At 69.0% G+C, this 18,395-nt stretch carries 9 protein-coding genes; 6 read left to right on the top strand and 3 right to left on the bottom strand.

Translation table 11 applies throughout. The annotated features are described in order from the left end of the window. Positions 1-7: 7 nt before the first annotated feature. The 6 genes from EV148_RS10340 to EV148_RS10365 all read left to right on the top strand — a co-directional run bounded on the left by EV148_RS10340 (position 8) and on the right by EV148_RS10365 (position 10,124). Positions 8-2,512: a DUF349 domain-containing protein gene (locus EV148_RS10340; RefSeq protein ID WP_131997617.1), complete on the top strand. Its 2,505-nt coding sequence runs from the start codon at positions 8-10 to the stop codon at positions 2,510-2,512. Between the two features lie 83 nt (positions 2,513-2,595). Next, a complete protein-coding gene (locus EV148_RS10345; protein WP_131997620.1) occupies positions 2,596-3,666 on the top strand; it encodes an AraC family transcriptional regulator in 1,071 nt (356 codons plus the stop codon). A gap of 145 nt (positions 3,667-3,811) precedes the next feature. Further along, positions 3,812-5,047, top strand: coding sequence for a parallel beta-helix domain-containing protein (locus tag EV148_RS10350; RefSeq protein WP_131997623.1), 1,236 nt, complete (start codon positions 3,812-3,814; stop codon positions 5,045-5,047). A gap of 11 nt (positions 5,048-5,058) precedes the next feature. Next, positions 5,059-6,222, top strand: coding sequence for an SO2930 family diheme c-type cytochrome (locus EV148_RS10355; protein ID WP_241988052.1), 1,164 nt, complete (start codon positions 5,059-5,061; stop codon positions 6,220-6,222). Positions 6,223-6,271: 49 nt separating this feature from the next. After that, a complete protein-coding gene (locus EV148_RS10360) occupies positions 6,272-8,716 on the top strand; it encodes a TonB-dependent receptor (protein ID WP_131997630.1) in 2,445 nt (814 codons plus the stop codon). Positions 8,717-8,720: 4 nt separating this feature from the next. Continuing rightward, complete coding sequence (locus EV148_RS10365) at positions 8,721-10,124, top strand: coniferyl aldehyde dehydrogenase (RefSeq protein WP_131997633.1); 1,404 nt, start codon at positions 8,721-8,723, stop codon at positions 10,122-10,124. Positions 10,125-10,264: 140 nt separating this feature from the next. Here the strand turns inward: EV148_RS10365 and EV148_RS10370 are convergent, their stop codons facing one another. The 3 genes from EV148_RS10370 to EV148_RS10380 are packed head-to-tail and all read right to left on the bottom strand — an operon-like array spanning position 10,265 to position 18,140. Further along, positions 10,265-13,381: an efflux RND transporter permease subunit gene (locus EV148_RS10370; protein WP_131997636.1), complete on the bottom strand. Its 3,117-nt coding sequence runs from the start codon at positions 13,379-13,381 to the stop codon at positions 10,265-10,267. Continuing rightward, positions 13,378-16,911: an efflux RND transporter permease subunit gene (locus EV148_RS10375; protein ID WP_131997639.1), complete on the bottom strand. Its 3,534-nt coding sequence runs from the start codon at positions 16,909-16,911 to the stop codon at positions 13,378-13,380. The genes EV148_RS10370 and EV148_RS10375 overlap by 4 nt, the downstream gene beginning before the upstream one ends. Then, the gene (locus tag EV148_RS10380; RefSeq protein WP_131997642.1) at positions 16,908-18,140 is read right to left on the bottom strand and encodes an efflux RND transporter periplasmic adaptor subunit; all 1,233 of its coding nucleotides are present in this window, start codon (positions 18,138-18,140) and stop codon (positions 16,908-16,910) included. Before EV148_RS10380 ends, EV148_RS10375 begins: the two co-directional genes overlap by 4 nt. Between the last annotated feature and the right edge of the window lie 255 nt (positions 18,141-18,395).

Genomic DNA, 18,395 nt, shown 5'->3' on the forward strand with positions numbered 1-18,395 from the left:
CCGCTCGATGAAATTGCCCGCCTTCCTCAGCAAGCCGCGTTGGCAGTCCAAGGACGCCGCCCAGCGGCGCGCCGCGATCGCACACGACAATGACGCCGAACTCGTCGCCAACCTCGGCCGCCTCGCGCGCGAGGACGTCGACCCCGGCGTACGCATCGCCGCCGCGCGGCGCCTCGCCGACCCCGGCATCGCGCAGACCTTGTCGCGCCATGACACCGACGCGACGGTGCGCAGCCAGGCGCGCGCGCTCTGGCTCGACCTGCTCACCGGCACGCACCCGTCGGCGCCGCCGCTGGCCGAGCGCCTGCGCCTGCTGAAGGCGCAGGAAGACGCCGAACTCGCCGAGCGCATCGCCTGCCACGCACCGGAGCCCGAACTGCGGCGCGCCGCACTCGAGCAGGTCACGCGCCCCGCGCTGCTGTTCGAGCGCACGCTCGCCGACCGCGACGCCGGCATCCGCCTCGCCCTCGTCGATCGCCTCACCGACGAGGCGATGCTCGAACGCCTGGCCGAACGCGCGCGCAAGTCCGACAAGCAGGTCAGCCGACGCGCGCGCGAGCGCATCGAAACGCTGCGCATCGGTCGCGGCGACGACACGACGCTCGAACAGCGAGCGCGCCAGCTGTGCGAGCGCATGGAGCAGTTGCTGCGCGTGCCCGGCCACGCCGATGCCGAGCGGGAACTCGTCGCGCAATGGGCGGCGATCGAAGCCGCGACGGCGCCGACGCTGCGCCAGCGCTTCCAGGCCGCACGCAACCTGCTCGCGGCGAGCCGCGAACCGGCCCCGCCACGGGCCGCACCGGCTCCGGCGGAAGAAGCGCCGGTCGAAGCGGCCACGCCGGCGCCCGCGAACGAATCCGTCGAAGCCACGCCCGGGGCCGATGCCGATGCCGTGGTCGCGCCGCTGCTCGCGCAGGCGCGCTTCGCCGCATCGCTCGACGAAGCCCAGGCCGCGCGCCGCCAGCAGGCCGAACAGCAGCGCGCCTTGATCGGCGAGCTCGAAGCGGCGCTGCGCGAATGCGCCGGCGCGCTCGAGTCGGGCCAGACGGTGGGCGCACACGCGGCGAAGGCGCGCAGCGAAACGCTGCGCCGTCGCATCGAGGCGCCGCTGCCGAAGGCGCTCGCGGCGCTGCTCGCCGAGGTCGACACGCGTTACGGCGAACTCGTCCGCTGGCAGCGCTGGGCCGACAACCAGCATCGCCAGCAGTTGTGCGAGGACATCGAGGCGCTGCCCGCCAGCGGCCTGCATCCGGATGCGGTCGCCAACAAGGTGCGCGATGCGCAGGCGGCGTGGAGCCGGCTCGATGCGCTCGAGGGCGGCAGCGCACGCGCCGGCGACCTCAACCGGCGCTTCCACGCGGCCTGTCGTGCCGCGCTCGCGCCGGCGCAAGGGTATTTCAGGAAGCGCCACGAACTGCGCCAGTCGCAGGCCGCGGGCATCCGCAGCCTGCTCGAGCGCCAGGGCTCGCTCGCCGAGGACAGCGAGGACTGGAACACGATCATCAACCTCCGCCGGGAGACGGTCGAGGCGCTGCGCGGGCTCGACCGCGTCGAACCGCGCGAGCGCAAGGCACTCGCGCAGGCACTCAAGAACGGGCTGACCGCGCTCGACGCCCGCATCGCACGCCGTGACGCCGAGATCGAGCGCGCCAAGGCCGCGCTGATCGCGGAGGCGGAAAACCTCGCCGAGACGATGCCGCGCGGCGCGGTCGCCGCCGCGCGCGAGCTGCAGCAGCGCTGGCAACGCGCTGGGCACGGTCGCCGTGCACGTGACCAGGCGCAATGGACCGCATTCCGCGCGGCGGTCGACCGCGTGTTCGGCAAGCTCGATGCGGAGCGCGCCGAACGCAGCGCGCGCGACGCCGAGGCGCGCCAGCAGGCGGAGGCGATCTGCGTCGAACTCGAAGCGCTCGCCGCGGCCGATGCGCCGCCCGAGCGCGGTACGTTCGCACGCCTGCAGGCTGCCTGGGACACGCTGCGCCCACGCGATGAGGCACTCGCACGGCGCTACGCCGACGCGCACGAGCGCCTGCGCGACCTCGCGCGGCGCCAGGAGCGCGCGCGCCGGCATGCGCGCTACCAGGCCTGGCTCGAGCGTTACCGCCTTTGCCGGGCACTCGAAACGTCGTCGACGCCGATCGGGCAGGCACGCGAGCATTGGTCGGCGGCGGCCACGAGCGACATCGCGGCCGCGGCGCTGGAGGCGCGCTTCGACGCGGCGCAGGCCGGCGCACCGCTGCCGGCGCCCGATGCCGACGATGCGCAGCGCGATCTCCTCGTCGACCTCGAGCTCCTCGCCGGTGTCGAGTCGCCCGCCGAGGATCGCGAACGGCGGCGCACACGGCAGATCAGCCGCCTGTCCGCGCGCATGGGCGGCGGCGCGACGCATGGACCCGCGGAGGAGCTCGCTTCGCTGCTGCAACGCTGGTGCGAACTCGGCGTTCCGTTCGACGTTGCGTTCGACGCGCGCCTCGAACGCGCTCTGCTGGCCGCGGTCGACACGCTGCCTTGAGCGCGCGATGTTGCGCTGCGTGAACCATGACGAGCCGGTGCATGCTAGATAGCGTGCCCTGGCCACGCACGGATTTCCCCGCAATGATCGAAGCGGCCGATGCGGACGCGAAAGCGGATGCGGCACGCAGCGCGGATGCGCGCTACACGCTGGCGGACATCCCGCCGAACGTGCTCGTCCACCTGACCGAACTGGCCAAGGCGCGCGGCATCGCCTGCGAGCGCTGGTTCGCCGGGCTCGGCATCGGCGTCGAGCAGCTCACCGATCCCGCGCTGCGCGTGTCGTACCGGCAGGCAAGCACGGTGATCCGGCGCGCGCTCGACGCGCTCGACGAACCCGCGCTCGGCCTGCACGTCGGCTGCAACGAGACGGTCGGCAGCTTCGGCCTGCTCGGCCTCGCGATGATGACCTCGCGCACGTTCGGCGACGCGATGCGCGTCGGCATCGACCACCACCGCGTGTGCGGCAGCCTGCTCGACGTCACCTTCGAGGCGATCGACGAGCGCGAAGTCGCGCTCGCGGCCTGGCCGCGCTTCCGTGACCCGCGGCTGCTGCCGTTCCTCTGCGAGGAGTTGTTCGCGAGCTCGTTCGCCGTCGCGCGTGGCCTGGTCGGTCCTTCGTTCGCGGTGCGGCGGCTCGAACTCAGCTATGCGGCGCCGGCCTACCAGGACGACTACGCCGCCTTCTTCGGCTGCGAGTTGCGCTTCGGCGCCGACCACAACCGCGCGGTGATCGACACGCGCTGGCTGTCGCACCCGCTCGCGAGCCACAACCCGCTGACCGCGACCCAGGCCCTGCTGCTGTGCCGCCAGCAACTCGCCAACGCGGGCGCGCACGGCGACGAGCTCGTCACCTCGGTCGAACACCTGCTGCGCAACCGCTTGCGCGAACATCCGCGCCTGCCCGATGTCGCGCGCACGCTCAACCTCAGCGAGCGATCGCTGCGCCGCCGCCTCGCCGACCGCGGCTGCGTGTTCCGCGAGATCCACGACCGCGTGCGCGCCGAGCGCGCGCTCGACCTGCTGCAACGCGGGCCGCTCAGCGTCGCCGAGATCGGCAGCGAGCTCGGCTTCAGCGATCCGCGCGAATTCCGCCGCGCGTTCAAGCGCTGGACCGGCATGCCGCCGCAGGCGGCGCGCCACGCGATCGCCTGACGGCGTCCCCGGTTGGCCGATCCGCCCCCCATTGGCGGAAATTCCCCCCCTCCCCGATTCCGGTGAGTTCGCCGAGAGTGCGGCAATACGCCGCGGCATGGTCCGCCTGCCGCGCCACCCCGGGGAATCCATCGGAGTCGATGTCATGCGCCTGTCCTGCCTCGCGATCCTGGTCACCGCCGCCCTCGCCGGCTGCGGCGAAAGTACCCCGCCGCCGGTGCAGAGCAGCGCCGATGCGAGCTTCCAGAGCCGGCTGCAGCAGCAGTTGCTCGACGCCAAACCCGGCAGCGTCATCGAAATCCCCGCGGGGCGCTACACGCTCAATCGAGGCCTGACCCTGCGCAGCAACGGCGTGACGATCCGCGGCGCCGGCATGGACAAGACCGTGCTGTCGTTCAAGGGCCAGGTCGTCGGGCCCGAAGGCCTGCTCGTCAACGCGAGCGACTTCACGATCGAGAACCTCGCGCTCGAGGACACCAAGGGCGACGCGCTCAAGATCAACGAGGGCACGAACATCACGATCCGCGGCGTGCGCGTCGAATGGACCGACGGCCCGAAGACGACCAACGGGGCGTACGGCCTGTATCCGGTCAAGACGAGCAACGTGCTGATCGAGGACTCGGTGGTGATCGGCGCGTCCGACGCCGGCATCTACGTCGGCCAGTCGAAGACGATCGTCGTCCGGCGCAACCGCGCCGAACGCAACGTCGCCGGGATCGAGATCGAGAATTCGATCGATGCCGACGTGTACGAGAACACGGCGACCGGAAACACCGGCGGCATCCTCGTCTTCAACATGCCGAACCTGTCGCAGGCCGGGCGCAACGCGCGCGTGTTCAGGAACAAGGTGCACGACAACAACACCGGCAACTTCGCCGCCAAGGGCGCCGCGGTCGCGAGCGTGCCGGCGGGTTCGGGCGTGATCGTCAACTCCAACGACCGCGTCGAGATCTTCGACAACGACATCGCCGACCACCGTACCGCCAACGTGATCGTGTCGAGCTACTTTTCGACGAACTACTACAACAAGACCGGCGTCGATCCGAACTACAACCCGTACCCCAAGGGCATCTTCATCCACGACAACCGCTTCAAGGGCGGCGGCGATTCGCCCGACGGCATGGACCTCAAGATCCTCAAGAGCGCGGTCTACGGCGTGACCGGCCATTTCCCGGACATCGTCTGGGACGGCTATGTCGACACGACGGCGCTGGTCGACGGGCTGCCGCCGCCGGCGGATCGCATCTGTGTGCAGAACGGCGACGTTGGCGTGCTCAATGCGGATGGCCCCGGCGGCTACAAGCATCCGAGCACCGATACGAAGCCCTACCAGTGCACGCTCGAAAAGCTGCCGCCGGTCGTGCTCGCGGGCAAGGCGTGATGGCGGCACGCGTGAAGCCGCGCCCGGCGTGGTTCCCGCGCGCGCTGGCGATCGCCTGCGCACTCGGCGCACTCGGCGCGTGCAGCCCCGCGCGGCCGCCGGTCGAGTTCCATGCCGACGGACGTCCGCCCCTGCTCAGCGACTGGCACGTCCTCGACGTCACCGGCCGGCGGCTCGTGACGAACGACGGCGTCGTGCCGTACGACCTCAACACGCCGCTCTTCACCGACTACGCGCACAAGCTGCGCACGATCTGGATGCCCAAGGGCGTGTCGGCGGCGTATTCGGCGACCGACACGTTCGACTTCCCGGTCGGCACGATCATCAGCAAGACGTTCTACTACCCGTTGCCCGCGCCCGCATCGCGATCGCCGACCGCGGTCGCGCGCGGCTACGACGTCGCGCACGACTACGGCCCGTCCGGCATCGACCTCGACCACGTCCGCCTCGTCGAAACGCGCCTGCTCGTCCGGCGCGCGGACGGCTGGGCCGCCTTTCCGTACGTCTGGAATGCGGCGCAGACCGACGCCGTGCTCGCGCGCACCGGCGACGTGATCCCGCTCGAGCTCGTCGCCGCCGACGGCGCGCGCGAAGCGTTCAACTACGTCGTGCCCGACGAGAGCCAGTGCGCGAGCTGCCATGCGCGCGACTGGGTCACGCGCGCGATCGCGCCGATCGGGCCGAAGGCGCGCCACATCAACCGTGACTTCCACTACGCCGGGGGCGCGCGCAACCAGCTCGCCGAACTCGCCCGCGTCGGTTACCTCGCCGGTGCGCCGGCGCCCGCGGACGCGCCGCGCAACGCGGTCTGGAACGACGCGAAACAGCCGCTCGACGCGCGCGCGCGCGCGTATCTGGACATCAACTGTGGCCATTGCCACAACGCGAAGGGCGCGGCGAACACGACCGCGCTCTCGCTCGACATCGCGACGCCGGAGGACCGCCACCTCGGAATCTGCAAGCCGCCCGTCGCGGCAGGCCGCGGCACCGGCGACCACTTCTTCGACATCGTGCCCGGCAAGCCCGACGACTCGATCCTGCCGTTCCGCATGGAGTCGGCCGAACCGGGCGTGATGATGCCCGAGCTCGGCCGCAGCACGGTGCACCGCGAAGGACTCGAATTGATCCGCGCCTGGATCGCTGCACGACAGGGGACCTGCAGCGGCACGGGCTGAGAACGACTCGACGGGTGTTGAGCCCGCAAAACCAGCAAGGGGAAAAAACATGATGATCCGCAAACGCGCGCTCGCGCTGTGCCTCGCCCGTGCGCTGTCGGGCCTCGCCGCCGTCGCCGGCAGCCCGGTCGTGCTCGCTGCCGACGACGCGCAGGAACCGGGCGCCGACGCGAAGGCGTCCGACGAAACCTCGCGCCTGGACGTCATCACGGTCACCGCGCAGAGCCGTGCGCAGGAAATGCAGGAGGTGCCGATCCCGCTGCAGATCGTCACCGCGAAGCAGATCGACACGCTCGCCGCGACCGACCTCAGCCGCATGAGCCTGTTCGTTCCCGGCCTCGTCGTCAACGGCGAACAGCCGACCCAGCCGAACTACCAGATCCGCGGCATCTCGACCGACGACTTCGGCGTCGGCACCGAATCGGCGGTCGGCGTCTACATCGACGGCGTCTACGCGGCGCGCTCGGGTGGCGCCCTGCTCGCCTTCAACGACGTCAAGCGCATCGAAGTGCTCAAGGGCCCGCAGGGCACGCTCTTCGGGCGCAATGCCGCCGCCGGCGCGATCTCGATCATCACCAACGAACCATCCAGCACCTTCGAGGATCGCGCGCGCGTGCGCGTCGGCAACTACGGCCGCCAGTACATCGACGGCCTGCTCAACCTGCCGTTGCGCGACGACATGGCACTGCGTTTCAGCGTCGTCGACAACCAGGGCGAAGGCTGGATCCGCGACGCGGCGAACGCGACGCGCTACGGCGGCGACGACGACTGGGGCACGCGCGCGGCCTGGCGCTGGAACGCGACCGACGACACGCGCGTGCTGCTGTCCTGGGACCACGAGAAGCTGGACCAGCTGCCCAAGGCGGCGATCGGCCTGATCCCGCTCGCGAACGATCCCTACCAGCGCCCGCCGTTCCCGGCCGATCCTTCGACCTTCCTCGATCCGCTGCACGCACCGCTCTACAACGACACCGTCGATCCGCGCGAATCGCGCCGCTTCGACGGCGCGACCCTGTCGATCGACCATGCGTTCGGCTGGGGGAACTTCACCTCCACCACCGCATGGCGCGATTTCGACACGCTCAACCGCGGCGACTACGACGGCACCAACCATATCGTGAGCTATCTCTCGACCGCCAACATCGAGTCGAACAGCAGCTGGTACCAGGAGTTCAAGTTCGCCGGCAACACCGCGCTGATGGACTGGGTCGCGGGCGCGAGCTACTACAACGAGCACGCGCGCCAGACGAGCCAGACCGACATCTTCACCGACGGCATCGACACGCTCGCGCTGAACCTCTCGCCCGCGCCGACGCCGGACGGCACGCTGTACGGCTATCTCAGCCAGGTGCTCGCGCTGAACGGATTCCCGAACACCCTGCTCGGCGAGCCGTGGCGCGAACAGATCGCCAACAACGGCCGCTTCAAGGCCTATGCCGCCTACGGTGACGTGATCTGGCACCTCGGTTCGAACTGGAACCTCACCACCGGCGTGCGCTTCACGCGCGACGAGAAGACGTTCTCCTGGTTCAACGCGCCGCGCCAGGCGCCCGGCCTCGACGCGACGCTCGCGCAGCTGCAGGCGGCGGGCATCCTCGACCTCATCGGCATCCCGATCGAGACCTTCCAGCAGAACCTCGTCTTCACCGACGCGGTCGGCGTGCCGGTCACGTTCAAGGACAGCTGGAACGACACCAGCCCGCGCGTCGTGCTCGACTACCGTTTCACGCCCGACGTGATGGGCTACGTTTCGGCGACGAAGGGCTACAAGGCGGGCGGCTACAACAGCGTGCAGGTCGCCTCGCGCTTCGAGCCCGAGAAGGTGTGGAACTACGAAGCGGGCGTGAAGAGCACGTTCCCCGAATACGGCCTGCTGCTCAATGCATCGATCTACCACTACGACTACGACAACCGCCAGTCGCTCACGCTCGACCCGAACACGGCCGGCTCCGGCGTGCCGCGCTATCTCGTCAGCAGCAGCAACCAGAAGGCCGACGGCCTCGAGATCGAGGTGCAATGGGCGCCGACCGACGCCCTGCGCCTCGACTTCACGAGCGCGTACATCGACTCGACCTACGGCCACGCGATCGCGCCGTCCGGCGTCGACCTCGGCGGCGAACCGACCGGCGAGCCGCGCTGGTCGATGTCGGCCGGCTTCGCCTACACCTGGCGCGCGATCCTCGGTGGCAACGTCGAGTTCGACCTGTCGCATGCCTGGCGCGGCAAATCGCGCTGCAACGCCGACTCGGTGCTGCAGGGCAATTGCCAGGTGAGCCCGAACTTCAGCGTCGGCAGCGCGCAGCAGCGTACCGACGCACGCATCGGCTGGACCTCGGACAACGAACGCTTCGGTGTGGCATTCTTCGTCAACAACCTGTTCGACAAGCGCTACGTGACCGGCGTCAGCAACATCTCGGCGACCGTCTTCGGCACGCCGTACGCATTGATCACGCCACCGCGCATGTGGGGCATCGAGGCACTCGTGAGATTTTGAGCCGATGACCGATGGCGAGCCTTCCCTGCACGACCGGCACGCCCGCCTGCGCGATGCGCAGGCGCGCGGCGGCGCACCCGACCTCGCCACGCGCAAGCGCCGCCTGCGCGCGCTCGAGACGCTGATCCGCGAACACCGCGCGCAGATCGCCGAGGCGATCGCCGCGGACTTCGGTCGCCGGCCGGTCGAGGAGACCGACCTGCTCGAAGTGTTCCCGAGCCTGTCCGGCATCCGCCACGCGCTGTCGCACCTGCGCCGCTGGATGCGGCCGCGGCGGCGCTGGGCGGGGTTCTGGTTCCTGCCCGCGCGCACGGAACTCCGGCCGCAGCCGCTCGGCGTGGTCGGCATCATCGTGCCGTGGAACTACCCGCTCTATCTCGCCGCCGGACCGCTCACCGACGCGCTCGCCGCCGGCAATCGCGTCATGCTCAAGACGAGCGAGCTGACGCCTGCGTTCGGCACGCTGCTGTCCGAACTCGTCGCGCGCCACTTCGAGCCGGACGAGGTCGTCGTCGTCAACGGCGGGGTCGACGTGGCGCGCGCGTTCGCGGCGCTGCCGTTCGACCACCTGCTCTTCACCGGCTCCACGTCGGTCGGCCGCGAGGTCATGCGCGCGGCCGCGGCGAACCTGGTGCCGGTCACGCTCGAACTCGGCGGCAAGTCCCCGGCGATCATCGGTGACGGCGCACGCCTGGAGCATGCGATCGAACGCATCGTGCTCGGCAAGCTGCTCAATGCCGGGCAGACCTGCATCGCACCCGACTACGTGCTGCTGCCGCGCGCGCGCGTGCAGGCCTTCATCGACGGCGCCCGTGCCGCGGTCGGCCGGCTCTATCCGCAGCTTGCCGCGAATCCGCACTACACCGGCATCGCGAGCGAGCGCCACCACATGCGCCTGTGCGAACTTCGCGATGCGGCGGTCGCGCAGGGCGCGGTCGCGCACGAACTCGCCGACGCGCCGGCCGACGCGCGCGTGATCGCGCCGACCCTGCTCACCGGTGTCGACGATCGCATGGACGTCATGCGGCAGGAGATCTTCGGCCCCCTGCTGCCGCTCGTTCCGTACGATTCGATCGACGAGGCGATCGCCTACGTCAACGCACGTCCGCATCCGCTCGCGCTGTACGTGTTCGACGACCGCCGCGCGGTGGTCGAGCGCGTGCTCGATGCGACGCTCGCCGGCGGCGTCAGCGTCAACGACACGATCCTGCACATCGCCCAGCACCACCTGCCGTTCGGCGGCGTCGGCGCGTCAGGCATGGGCGCGTACCACGGCGAGGATGGCTTCCGCACGTTCTCGCGCATGAAGCCGGTGTTCCGCCAGGCGCGCTGGAACCTCGTCGGCCTGCTCAATCCGCCGTACGGGACCCTGTTCCGCCGGATGTTGCGGTTGTTGCTCGGGGGCTGATGGCGGCGGCAGACGGCGGCACGCGCTACGCGCGTACCGCCCTACATCGCTCCTGCCGAAGGCCCGCGCGCGGGCTCTCTGTGGGAACGACGGAAGCAGCGCCCCCTGGCCGCCCAGGCCTCGACCCTCGACGCCGCACCTCAGGTCGCCGCGGGCTCCGCCGTGCCGCCGAAGCGGCCCTTCGCGCCGGCGATCACCCGTCGCATCCACAGGCTCGAGTCGTCAAGCAGCGAGTAGATGCACGGCAGCGCGAGCAGGGTCACGATCGTCGAGAACGTGAGGCCACCGGCGATCGCACGCGCCATCGGGAAGTACGGCGGGCCGTCGCTCCAAGCTTCGGCGCCGCCGAGGGCGAGCGGCAGCATGCCGAGGATCGCGGTCGCCATGGTCATGAGCACCGGGCGCAGGCGTTCCATCGCGCCGAGCACGAGCGCTTCGGTGCGCAGGTGGCCGTGGTGGCGCAGCTGGTTGATGTGCACGATCATCACGATGCCGTTGTTCACGACCACGCCCATCAGGATCAGGATGCCGATCGCGGCCATGATCGAGAACGTCGTGCCGCTGAGCCAGAACAGCCAGAACACGCCGAACACCGAGAACACGAACGTCGTCAGGATCGCGAGCGGGTAGATCATCGACTCGAACATCGCGCACATGACGATGTAGACGAGCACGAGCGCGATCAGCGTGTTGAACAACATCTGCTGGCCGGCCTGGTCCTCGCGGTCGAAACCCTCGCCGAAGCTCCAGCGATAACCGGGTGGGAACGCGAAGGCGTCGAGGGCTTCGGTGATCTCCTTGCGCGCGTCCTGCATCGTCTTCTTCTCGCCGAGATTGGCCGTGATCTTCAGCGCGGTGAGGCGGTCGACGCGCTGGATCGCCGAGGCGGTCTCGTGCGAATCGGTGCGCAGCATCGTCAGCAGCGGAACCTGCGTGCCGTCCGGCGCACGCAACTTGAAGTCCGACAGGCCGGCGAGGCTCTGGGTGTCGGCGCCCTGGAAACGCAGCCACACCGGCAACTGGCGGTCGTCGGCGTGGAAATCCTTGAGGGGCATGCCGCGCAGCGCGATCTGGATGTAGTTGGCGACGGTCTGCGCGTCGAAGCCGTACTGCTTGGCACGGATGCGGTCGACCTGGGTCGCGACCTCGCGGTCGCCGTTGCCCTTCTCGGCGCGCACGTCGCGCAGGCTCGGCAGGTGCGAGAGCACGTTGATCACGTTCGGCGCGAGCTCGCGCAATTGCTCCATCGAGTCGCCGATCAGCGAGATGTCGACGCCGCCGCCGAGGCCGCCGTCGCCGTTGCCGTCGAAACCGACCTTGCCGGTCGCGAGCTTGGGCAACCCCTTGCGGATGTCCTCCTTGATCGCCGACGACGGGCGGCTGCTGCCGTGGCCGAACAGGTCCTTCACCCATTCGATCACGCCGGGCTTCTTGTCCTCGAGCAGCACGCGCGTCATCGCCTGGCCCTGCTCGGAATACCAGGTGTAGATCGAAGCGATCTCGAACTTCTCGCGGTTGTCGTTCAGGTACTTCTCGACCTTCATGACCTCGGGCTTGAGGTCCTGCAGGCGGTAGTTCGCGTTGAGCTGGTAGAACATGCGCAGGCTGCGCGACTCGCCGCCACCGAAGAAGTCCATCTTCGTCTGCGTCATCGGCACGAAGCTCGCGATCACGAGGCCGAGCACGCCGAGCATCGTCCAGCGCCGGTGCGCGAGCGTCCACGCGACGAAGCGGCCATAGCGCGCCCGCAGGCGCGTGATCATGCTCTGGTGGCCGATGAATTTCGGCGGTGGCATGCGCGCGGCGAACATCGGCACGATGCTGACCGCGACCAGCCACGAGGCGAGGTGCGCGATCGACATCGCGATCGCGACCTGGGCGAGGAAGATCGAGATGTTGTTCGCCTCGCCGAAGATGTTCGGCAGGAACACGACCACGCTCGACAGCGTGCCCGCGGCGATCGCAACGCCGACGACCTGGGTGCCCTGCACCGCGCAGTACCACGGCTTGTCCGGGTACTTCTCGCGGTACTGGTAGATGCTCTCCACCACGACCACGGCGTTGTCGACGAGCATGCCGACCGCGAGCAGCAGGCCCATCATCGACAGCACGTTGAGGCTGATGCCGAAGAAGTACATGCAGCCGAGCGTCATCACGAAGCAGATCGGGATCGACAGCGACACCATCAGCGTCGACGGCCAGTCGCGCAGGAAGAAGAACAGCACGAGCACCGAAAGCAAGGTGCCTTCGAGGCCGGCCTTGCCGAGCTGCGACAGCGAGCCGGTCACGCTCTCGGCCTGGCTTTCCATCGCGTAGACCTGCATGCCCTTGAGCTCGGGCGAGGCCTGGATCTTCCTTACTTCGGCCATCACCGCGGTGCCGACGTCGACGAGGTTCGCGTTGCGCTCGCGCCGGATGTCTACGCCGATCGCCGGCTTGCCGTCGAGGCGGCGCGCGAAGTCGACGCGCGCGGGGCGCAGGGTCACGGTCGCGATGTCGCCGAGCTTGAGGCCCTTCGCGTCGAGCGGCACCGAGCGGATGTCGTCGAGCGTGCGCCACTGGCCCTGCGGCTGCACGCGGAAGCGCGTGCCCGCGGCATCGACCTGCCCGGCCGAGATCGCGAAGTTCGCGTTCGACAGCTTCGTGTAGAGGTCGTTGAGGTTGATGTTGTGCGCGCTGAGCCGGTCCGAGGACAGTTCGATCTGCACCTCCGGCTTGCCGATCCCGGAGATGTCGACGTTGGCGACGCCGGGGATGCGTTCGAGCGGGCGCTTGATCTCGCGTTCGATGAGCTCGTACGCGTTCGACAGGTCCGCGCCATTGGACGCGATGCGCAGCTGCAACACCGGCTCGTCCGAAGTCGAGAACTTCTGCACGAAGTAGCGTTGAACGTCAGACGGCAGCTCGGAGCGGATCGCGTCGATCTTCTCGCGCGCCTGCACCGCCTTGATCGCGACGCTCTCGCCCCACTTGAACTCCATGAAGATCTGCGCGGACTCGGCATCCGAAGTGGAGTTCATGCGCTTGACGCCGGGCAAGGTCGCGAGCGCTTCCTCGACCGGGCGCGTGATCGTGCGCTCGATCTCCGCCGGCGTCGAACCCGGGTACGGGATCTGCACGAACAGGAACGGCGCGTCGATGCTCGGGAACTGCTCGAGCGGCAACCTGAAGGCGGCGATCAAGCCGATCACCACCATCGTCACGAAGAACATGATCGCCGTGACGGGCCGCTTCAGGCTGAGCTCGGCGAGTGTCATGCGTGCTGCCCCTGCGCCGCCGGACCCTCGATCGGCAGGTCCTCGTCGGCGCCCACGTGCTCGGCCCGGGCGCGATGGCGCTCGCCGCGCGCGACGTACCACTCGTCGCCGCGGCGATCGAGCAGGTCGTACACGATCGGGATCACGACGAGGGTGAGCAGGGTCGAGACGGCGAGGCCACCGATCACCGTGAGCGCCATTGGCGCGCGCACCTCGGCCCCTTCACCCCAGCCGAGCGCGAGCGGCGCGAAGCCGATCAGCGTGCAGAGCGTCGTCATGACGATCGGGCGCAGGCGCGATTCGGCGCCTTGAGCGAGGGCCTCGCGCTTGGGCACGCCGGCCTCGCGCAACTGGTTAACGCGATCGATCAGCACGATCGCGTTCTTCACGACGATGCCGACCAGCATGATCAGGCCGATGAACACCACCACCGAAATCGCCGACCCCGAAAGCTTCAAGGCGAGGATCGCGCCAACCGCGGCGAGCGGGATCGAGAACATGATCACGAACGGATGCAGCAGCGACTCGAACTGCGATGCCATCACGAGGTAGACGAGGAAGATCGCGAGTCCGAGCGCGAACACCAGCGACTGCACGGAGGAATCGAGTTCCTCGCTCTGGCCGCCGATGCGCACCTTGACGCCCGCGGCGAGCGGATTGTTCGCGACGAGGCGCTCGACTTCCTTGACCGCGCTGGCGAGGTCGCCGTGGCGCAGGTTCGCCGAGACGATCGCGACGCGCTCCTGGCTCACGCGGTGGATCTCGCTCGGCCCTTCGGTCGCGACGACGTCGGCGACCGCGGACAGGCGCACCGGCGTGTCGGCGCTCGACTGCGCGGTCTCGCTGACGCCGCCGGTGCCGCCCGAAGTACCCGCGCCGGAACCGCCGGCGCCGATGGCGCCCGCGGCACTGCTGGTCGAGCCGGAGCTCGCGCCTTTCGACGGGATGTAGCCGACGACGAGGTTGCGCACGTCCTCGACGCCGGTGCGGTCGGCGGCGCGTGCGCGCACGAGGACGTCGATCTTGCGGTCACGGAAGTCGTAGCGCGTGGCGACCTCGCCCTTGACCTTGCGCACGACGCGATCGGCGATCTCGCGCGTCGTCAGGCCGAGCGCGGCGGCGCGATCCTGGTCGAAATGCACCTGGATCTCCGGATAGCCGCCTTCGACGGTCGACTTGACGTCGGCGAAGCGCGGCGAGCCCTTCATCAGCGAGGCGAGGCGCTGGCCGCCCTTGGCGAGCGCGTCGAGGTCGTAGCCGCGGATCTCGATCTCGAGCGGCGCGGAGAAACTGAAGAGCTCCGGGCGCGCGAACTTCACGTTCGCGTCGGCGCGCGTCATGCCCTGGCGCAGGCGTTCGACCTCGGCCGCTTCGATCTTCTTGCTGCCGCCGTCCCTGAGCGCGATCGACAGGCGCGCGATGTTCTCGCCCGACTCGGTCGGATTGGCGTCGAGGCGCGTGCCGGTGCCGGCGACACCGTAGATCGATTCGACGCCGGGATCGTTCGCATGGCGCCTGGAGATCTCGTCGACCACCTTGTCGGTGTCGGCGAGTGGCGTGCCCGGCGGCAACGTCACCGTCATGTTGAAACGACCCTGCGCGAGCTGCGGGATGAGGTCGAGACCGAGCGTCGGCACGAGCGCGAGGGTCGCCGCGAGCGCGGCGACGGCGAAGCCGAGCACCGGCCACGGGCGCGCGATCGCCTTCGGCAGGAAGCCGTGGTAAGCCTTCGCCGCACGTTCGTACGGCCACAGGACGACGACGGCGATACGCTTGAGCACGTAGCCGACCGCCGTACCGATCGGACGGAACACGATGAAGCCGAGCAGCGTGACGAGGCGCACCAGATGGGAGATCACGACCATCACCAGCAACGTGGCGGCGTAGACCACGGCGAGCGCCAGCGAGAACGGCAGCAGGACCACGAGCACGACCCAGCGCAGAACGATGGGCCAGTCCTTGTCGAGCGGCCACGCGATCATCGGCAGGACCGAGCGGGTCTTGCGCCAGAGCGGATCGCCCTGCACCGGTTCGTCCTTGTACGCGAGCGGCGAACGCCCCTTCAGCGACGCGAGCATCGGGATCAGCGTCATCGCGACGACGAGCGAGGTCAGCATCGCGAACGTGATCGTCAGCGCCTGGTCGCGGAACAGCTGCCCGGCGACGCCCTGCACGAACACGAGCGGGAAGAACACCGCGACCGTGGTCAAGGTCGATGCAGTGACCGCCATGCCGACTTCGGCGGTGCCGCGCACGGCGGCCTCTAGGATCGAAGCGCCCTTCTCACGCAGCCGCGCGATGTTCTCGAGCACCACGATCGAATCGTCGACGACCATGCCCGTCGCGAGCGCGAGGCCGCCGAGCGACATCACGTTGAGCGACAGGTGCAGCTGGTCCATGAAGAAGAACGTCGCGATCAGCGAAACCGGCAGCGACAGGGAGATGATGAACGTGCTCCACGAATCACGCAGGAAGAAGAAGATGATGAGGATCGCGAGCACGCCGCCGATCAGCGCGTCCTTCTTGACGTCGCTGAGCGCGCCTTCGATGAAGACCGACTGGTCTTCGATCATCGACAGGTTCGTGTCGGTCGGCAGCGTCTTCTTCAGGCGCTCGATCTCGGCCTTGACCGAATTGGCGACGCTGACGGTGTTGGCGTCGCCTTCCTTGTAGATCGCGAGCTCGATCGCCTCGTGGCCGTCGATGCGCACGATGCCTTCGCGCTCCTTGAAGCCCTGGCGCACTTCGGCGATGTCCTTGAGGCGGATCGGCACCGTGCCGTCGATCTTGACCAGCAGCTCGCGCATCTCGTCGAGCGTCCTGAACTGGTTGATCGTGCGCACGAGGAAGCGCTGGCTGCCCTCGTCGATGCGGCCGCCCGAAGCGTTGATGTTCTCGTTCTTGAGCCGCGTGTTGACGTCGTTGATGTCGATGCCGAGGCGCGCGAGCTTCTGCTGGTCGACCAGCACCTCGATCTCGTCCTCGAGGCCGCCGCCGACCTTGACCGCGGCGACGCCGGCGACCGGCTCCAGGTGCTTCTTGAGGTCGTCGTCGGCGAAGCGGCGCAGCTGCTTGAGGCGCGCCTCGTCGACGTCGCCCTTCGCAGTGAGGCCGAGCCGGATGATCGGGTCGGTCGACGGATTGAAGCGCAGCAGCAGCGGCTTCTTCGCTTCCAGCGGCAGCTGCACCGTGTCCAGCTTGTCGCGCACCTCGAGGCTCGCCATGTCCATGTCGGTGCCCCAGGCGAACTCGAGCACGACGTCGGACTGGCTCGTGCGCGAAACCGAATGCACCTTGCGCACGTTCTTCACCACGCCGACCGCTTCCTCGATCGGCTGGCTGATGAGGTTCTCGATCTCGAGCGGCGCCGCGCCTTCGTAGTCGGTGCGCACCGTGAGGGTCGGGTACGACAGGTCCGGCAGCAGGTTGACCTTCAGTCCGGTCAGGCCGATGAGGCCGAACAGGACCAGGGTCACGGTCATCATGCCGATCGTGACCCGCCGGCGGGTCGCCAGCTCGGGCAGATTCACGAATGCGCCTCCGTCTTCGCGAGCGACGCCATCGCGTCGGGGCTCTTGGTCGCGTTGTCGAGCACCTGCACTTCGGTGCCCTCGCGCACCGCGTTGCGGCCGATCGTGATCACGCGCTCGCCGTCGGCGAGGCCGTCGCGGATCTCGATGCGGTCGCCTTCGGCGTAGCCGGTCTTGACCACGCGGCGCTTGGCGACGAATGCGGGCGATGCCGGCTTCGCGGTTTCCGCCGCGACCGCCTCCCCCGCCTTGCCCTTCGGCGCGTCCTTGGCATCCTTCTTCTCGTCCTTCGGCGGCGCCGGTTCGACCACGAAGACCGAACTCACGCCGTCCTCCTCGACGATCGCGTTGCGCGGCACGACGAGCGCGTCGTGGCGCTGGTCGTAGGTGACCTCGATGCGACCGAACATGCCGGGCTTGAGCGTCGAGGTGGTGTCGCGGAACGCACAGGTCACGCGGAACGTGCCGCTCGCCGCATCCACGACCGGCGCGATGCGCGCGATCGAGCCGTCGAACGACTTGCCGCCGAGCGCATCGACGCGCATGCGCACGGGCTGGCCGGCCTTGAGCGTGTCGAGGTCGCGCTCGGGCACGTTGAGCACGGCCTCGAGCGGATCGAGGTCGACGATCTGGAACAGTGCCTGGTTGAGCTGCACGAGGTTGCCCACCTTGACCGAGCGCTTGGCGATCACGCCGGAGATCGGCGCGACGATGCGCGTATACGACAGGTCGAGCTGCGCGCCCTCGACGATCGCCTTCTGCGTCTCGAGGTCGTACTTCATGCTGTCGTAGTCCGCCTTCGGCGTGATCTTCAGCGCGAAGCCCTTGTCGGCCTTGTCGTAGGCGGCCTGCGCCTTCTTCAGCGCCGCCGTCGCCTGGGCGAGCTTGTTGCGCGCCGCATCGCTGTCGAGCTCGGCAAGCACCTGGCCCTTCTGCACGTGCGTGCCTTCCTCGACGAAGATCTTGAGCACGATGCCGGACGTCTTGGCGACGACCTGCGCGTCGCCGACGGCCTCGAGCGTGGCCGTGCCCGAGTAATTGGCGGTGATCGTCTGGTGCGAAGCGGGTGCGACCTCGACGGGGATCGAAGCCTGGGTGGTGGCGTCCTTGCCCATGCCGTCGCCAACGCCGCCGCAGGCGGCCAGCAGGGCGATCGCGGCCGCGAGGGTGGAGGTGCGCAGGATGCGGAAACCGCGGGATTTCGGGGAGGCGGCGAAGTTCGGGAGCATCGGAGTCGGCCTGGGAGGGGTTGACTTGGTGTTATAGTAGACTACATCACTATCTTAGTGCAATAGCCCGGACAGCCCGGCAGTCGACCCCTGGTCGTGCTTCCTTGCTGCCCCGCCGTTGCAGCAGGGGGAGGATCCTTGCGGAATGCTGCGCCGGAACCCGCGCCACGTCGTGAGCCGGTAGTCACGAGCCATGCAACGCGCGTTGGATGCACGATCGGGGCGAATCGTTGCGTCGCGACGCGCACACGACGA

The sequence above is a fragment of the Dokdonella fugitiva genome, from assembly GCF_004342425.1.
Lineage (GTDB): Bacteria > Pseudomonadota > Gammaproteobacteria > Xanthomonadales > Rhodanobacteraceae > Dokdonella_A > Dokdonella_A fugitiva.

Bases quoted from the DNA above. Each gene is read 5' to 3' on its own strand.
- EV148_RS10380 (WP_131997642.1), bottom strand. From the start codon at position 18,140: ATGCTCCCGAACTTCGCCGCCTCCCCGAAATCCCGCGGTTTCCGCATC.
- EV148_RS10365 (WP_131997633.1), top strand. From the start codon at position 8,721: ATGACCGATGGCGAGCCTTCCCTGCACGACCGGCACGCCCGCCTGCGC.
- EV148_RS10360 (WP_131997630.1), top strand. From the start codon at position 6,272: ATGATGATCCGCAAACGCGCGCTCGCGCTGTGCCTCGCCCGTGCGCTG.
- EV148_RS10350 (WP_131997623.1), top strand. From the start codon at position 3,812: ATGCGCCTGTCCTGCCTCGCGATCCTGGTCACCGCCGCCCTCGCCGGC.
- EV148_RS10340 (WP_131997617.1), top strand. From the start codon at position 8: ATGAAATTGCCCGCCTTCCTCAGCAAGCCGCGTTGGCAGTCCAAGGAC.
- EV148_RS10345 (WP_131997620.1), top strand. From the start codon at position 2,596: ATGATCGAAGCGGCCGATGCGGACGCGAAAGCGGATGCGGCACGCAGC.
- EV148_RS10370 (WP_131997636.1), bottom strand. From the start codon at position 13,381: ATGACACTCGCCGAGCTCAGCCTGAAGCGGCCCGTCACGGCGATCATG.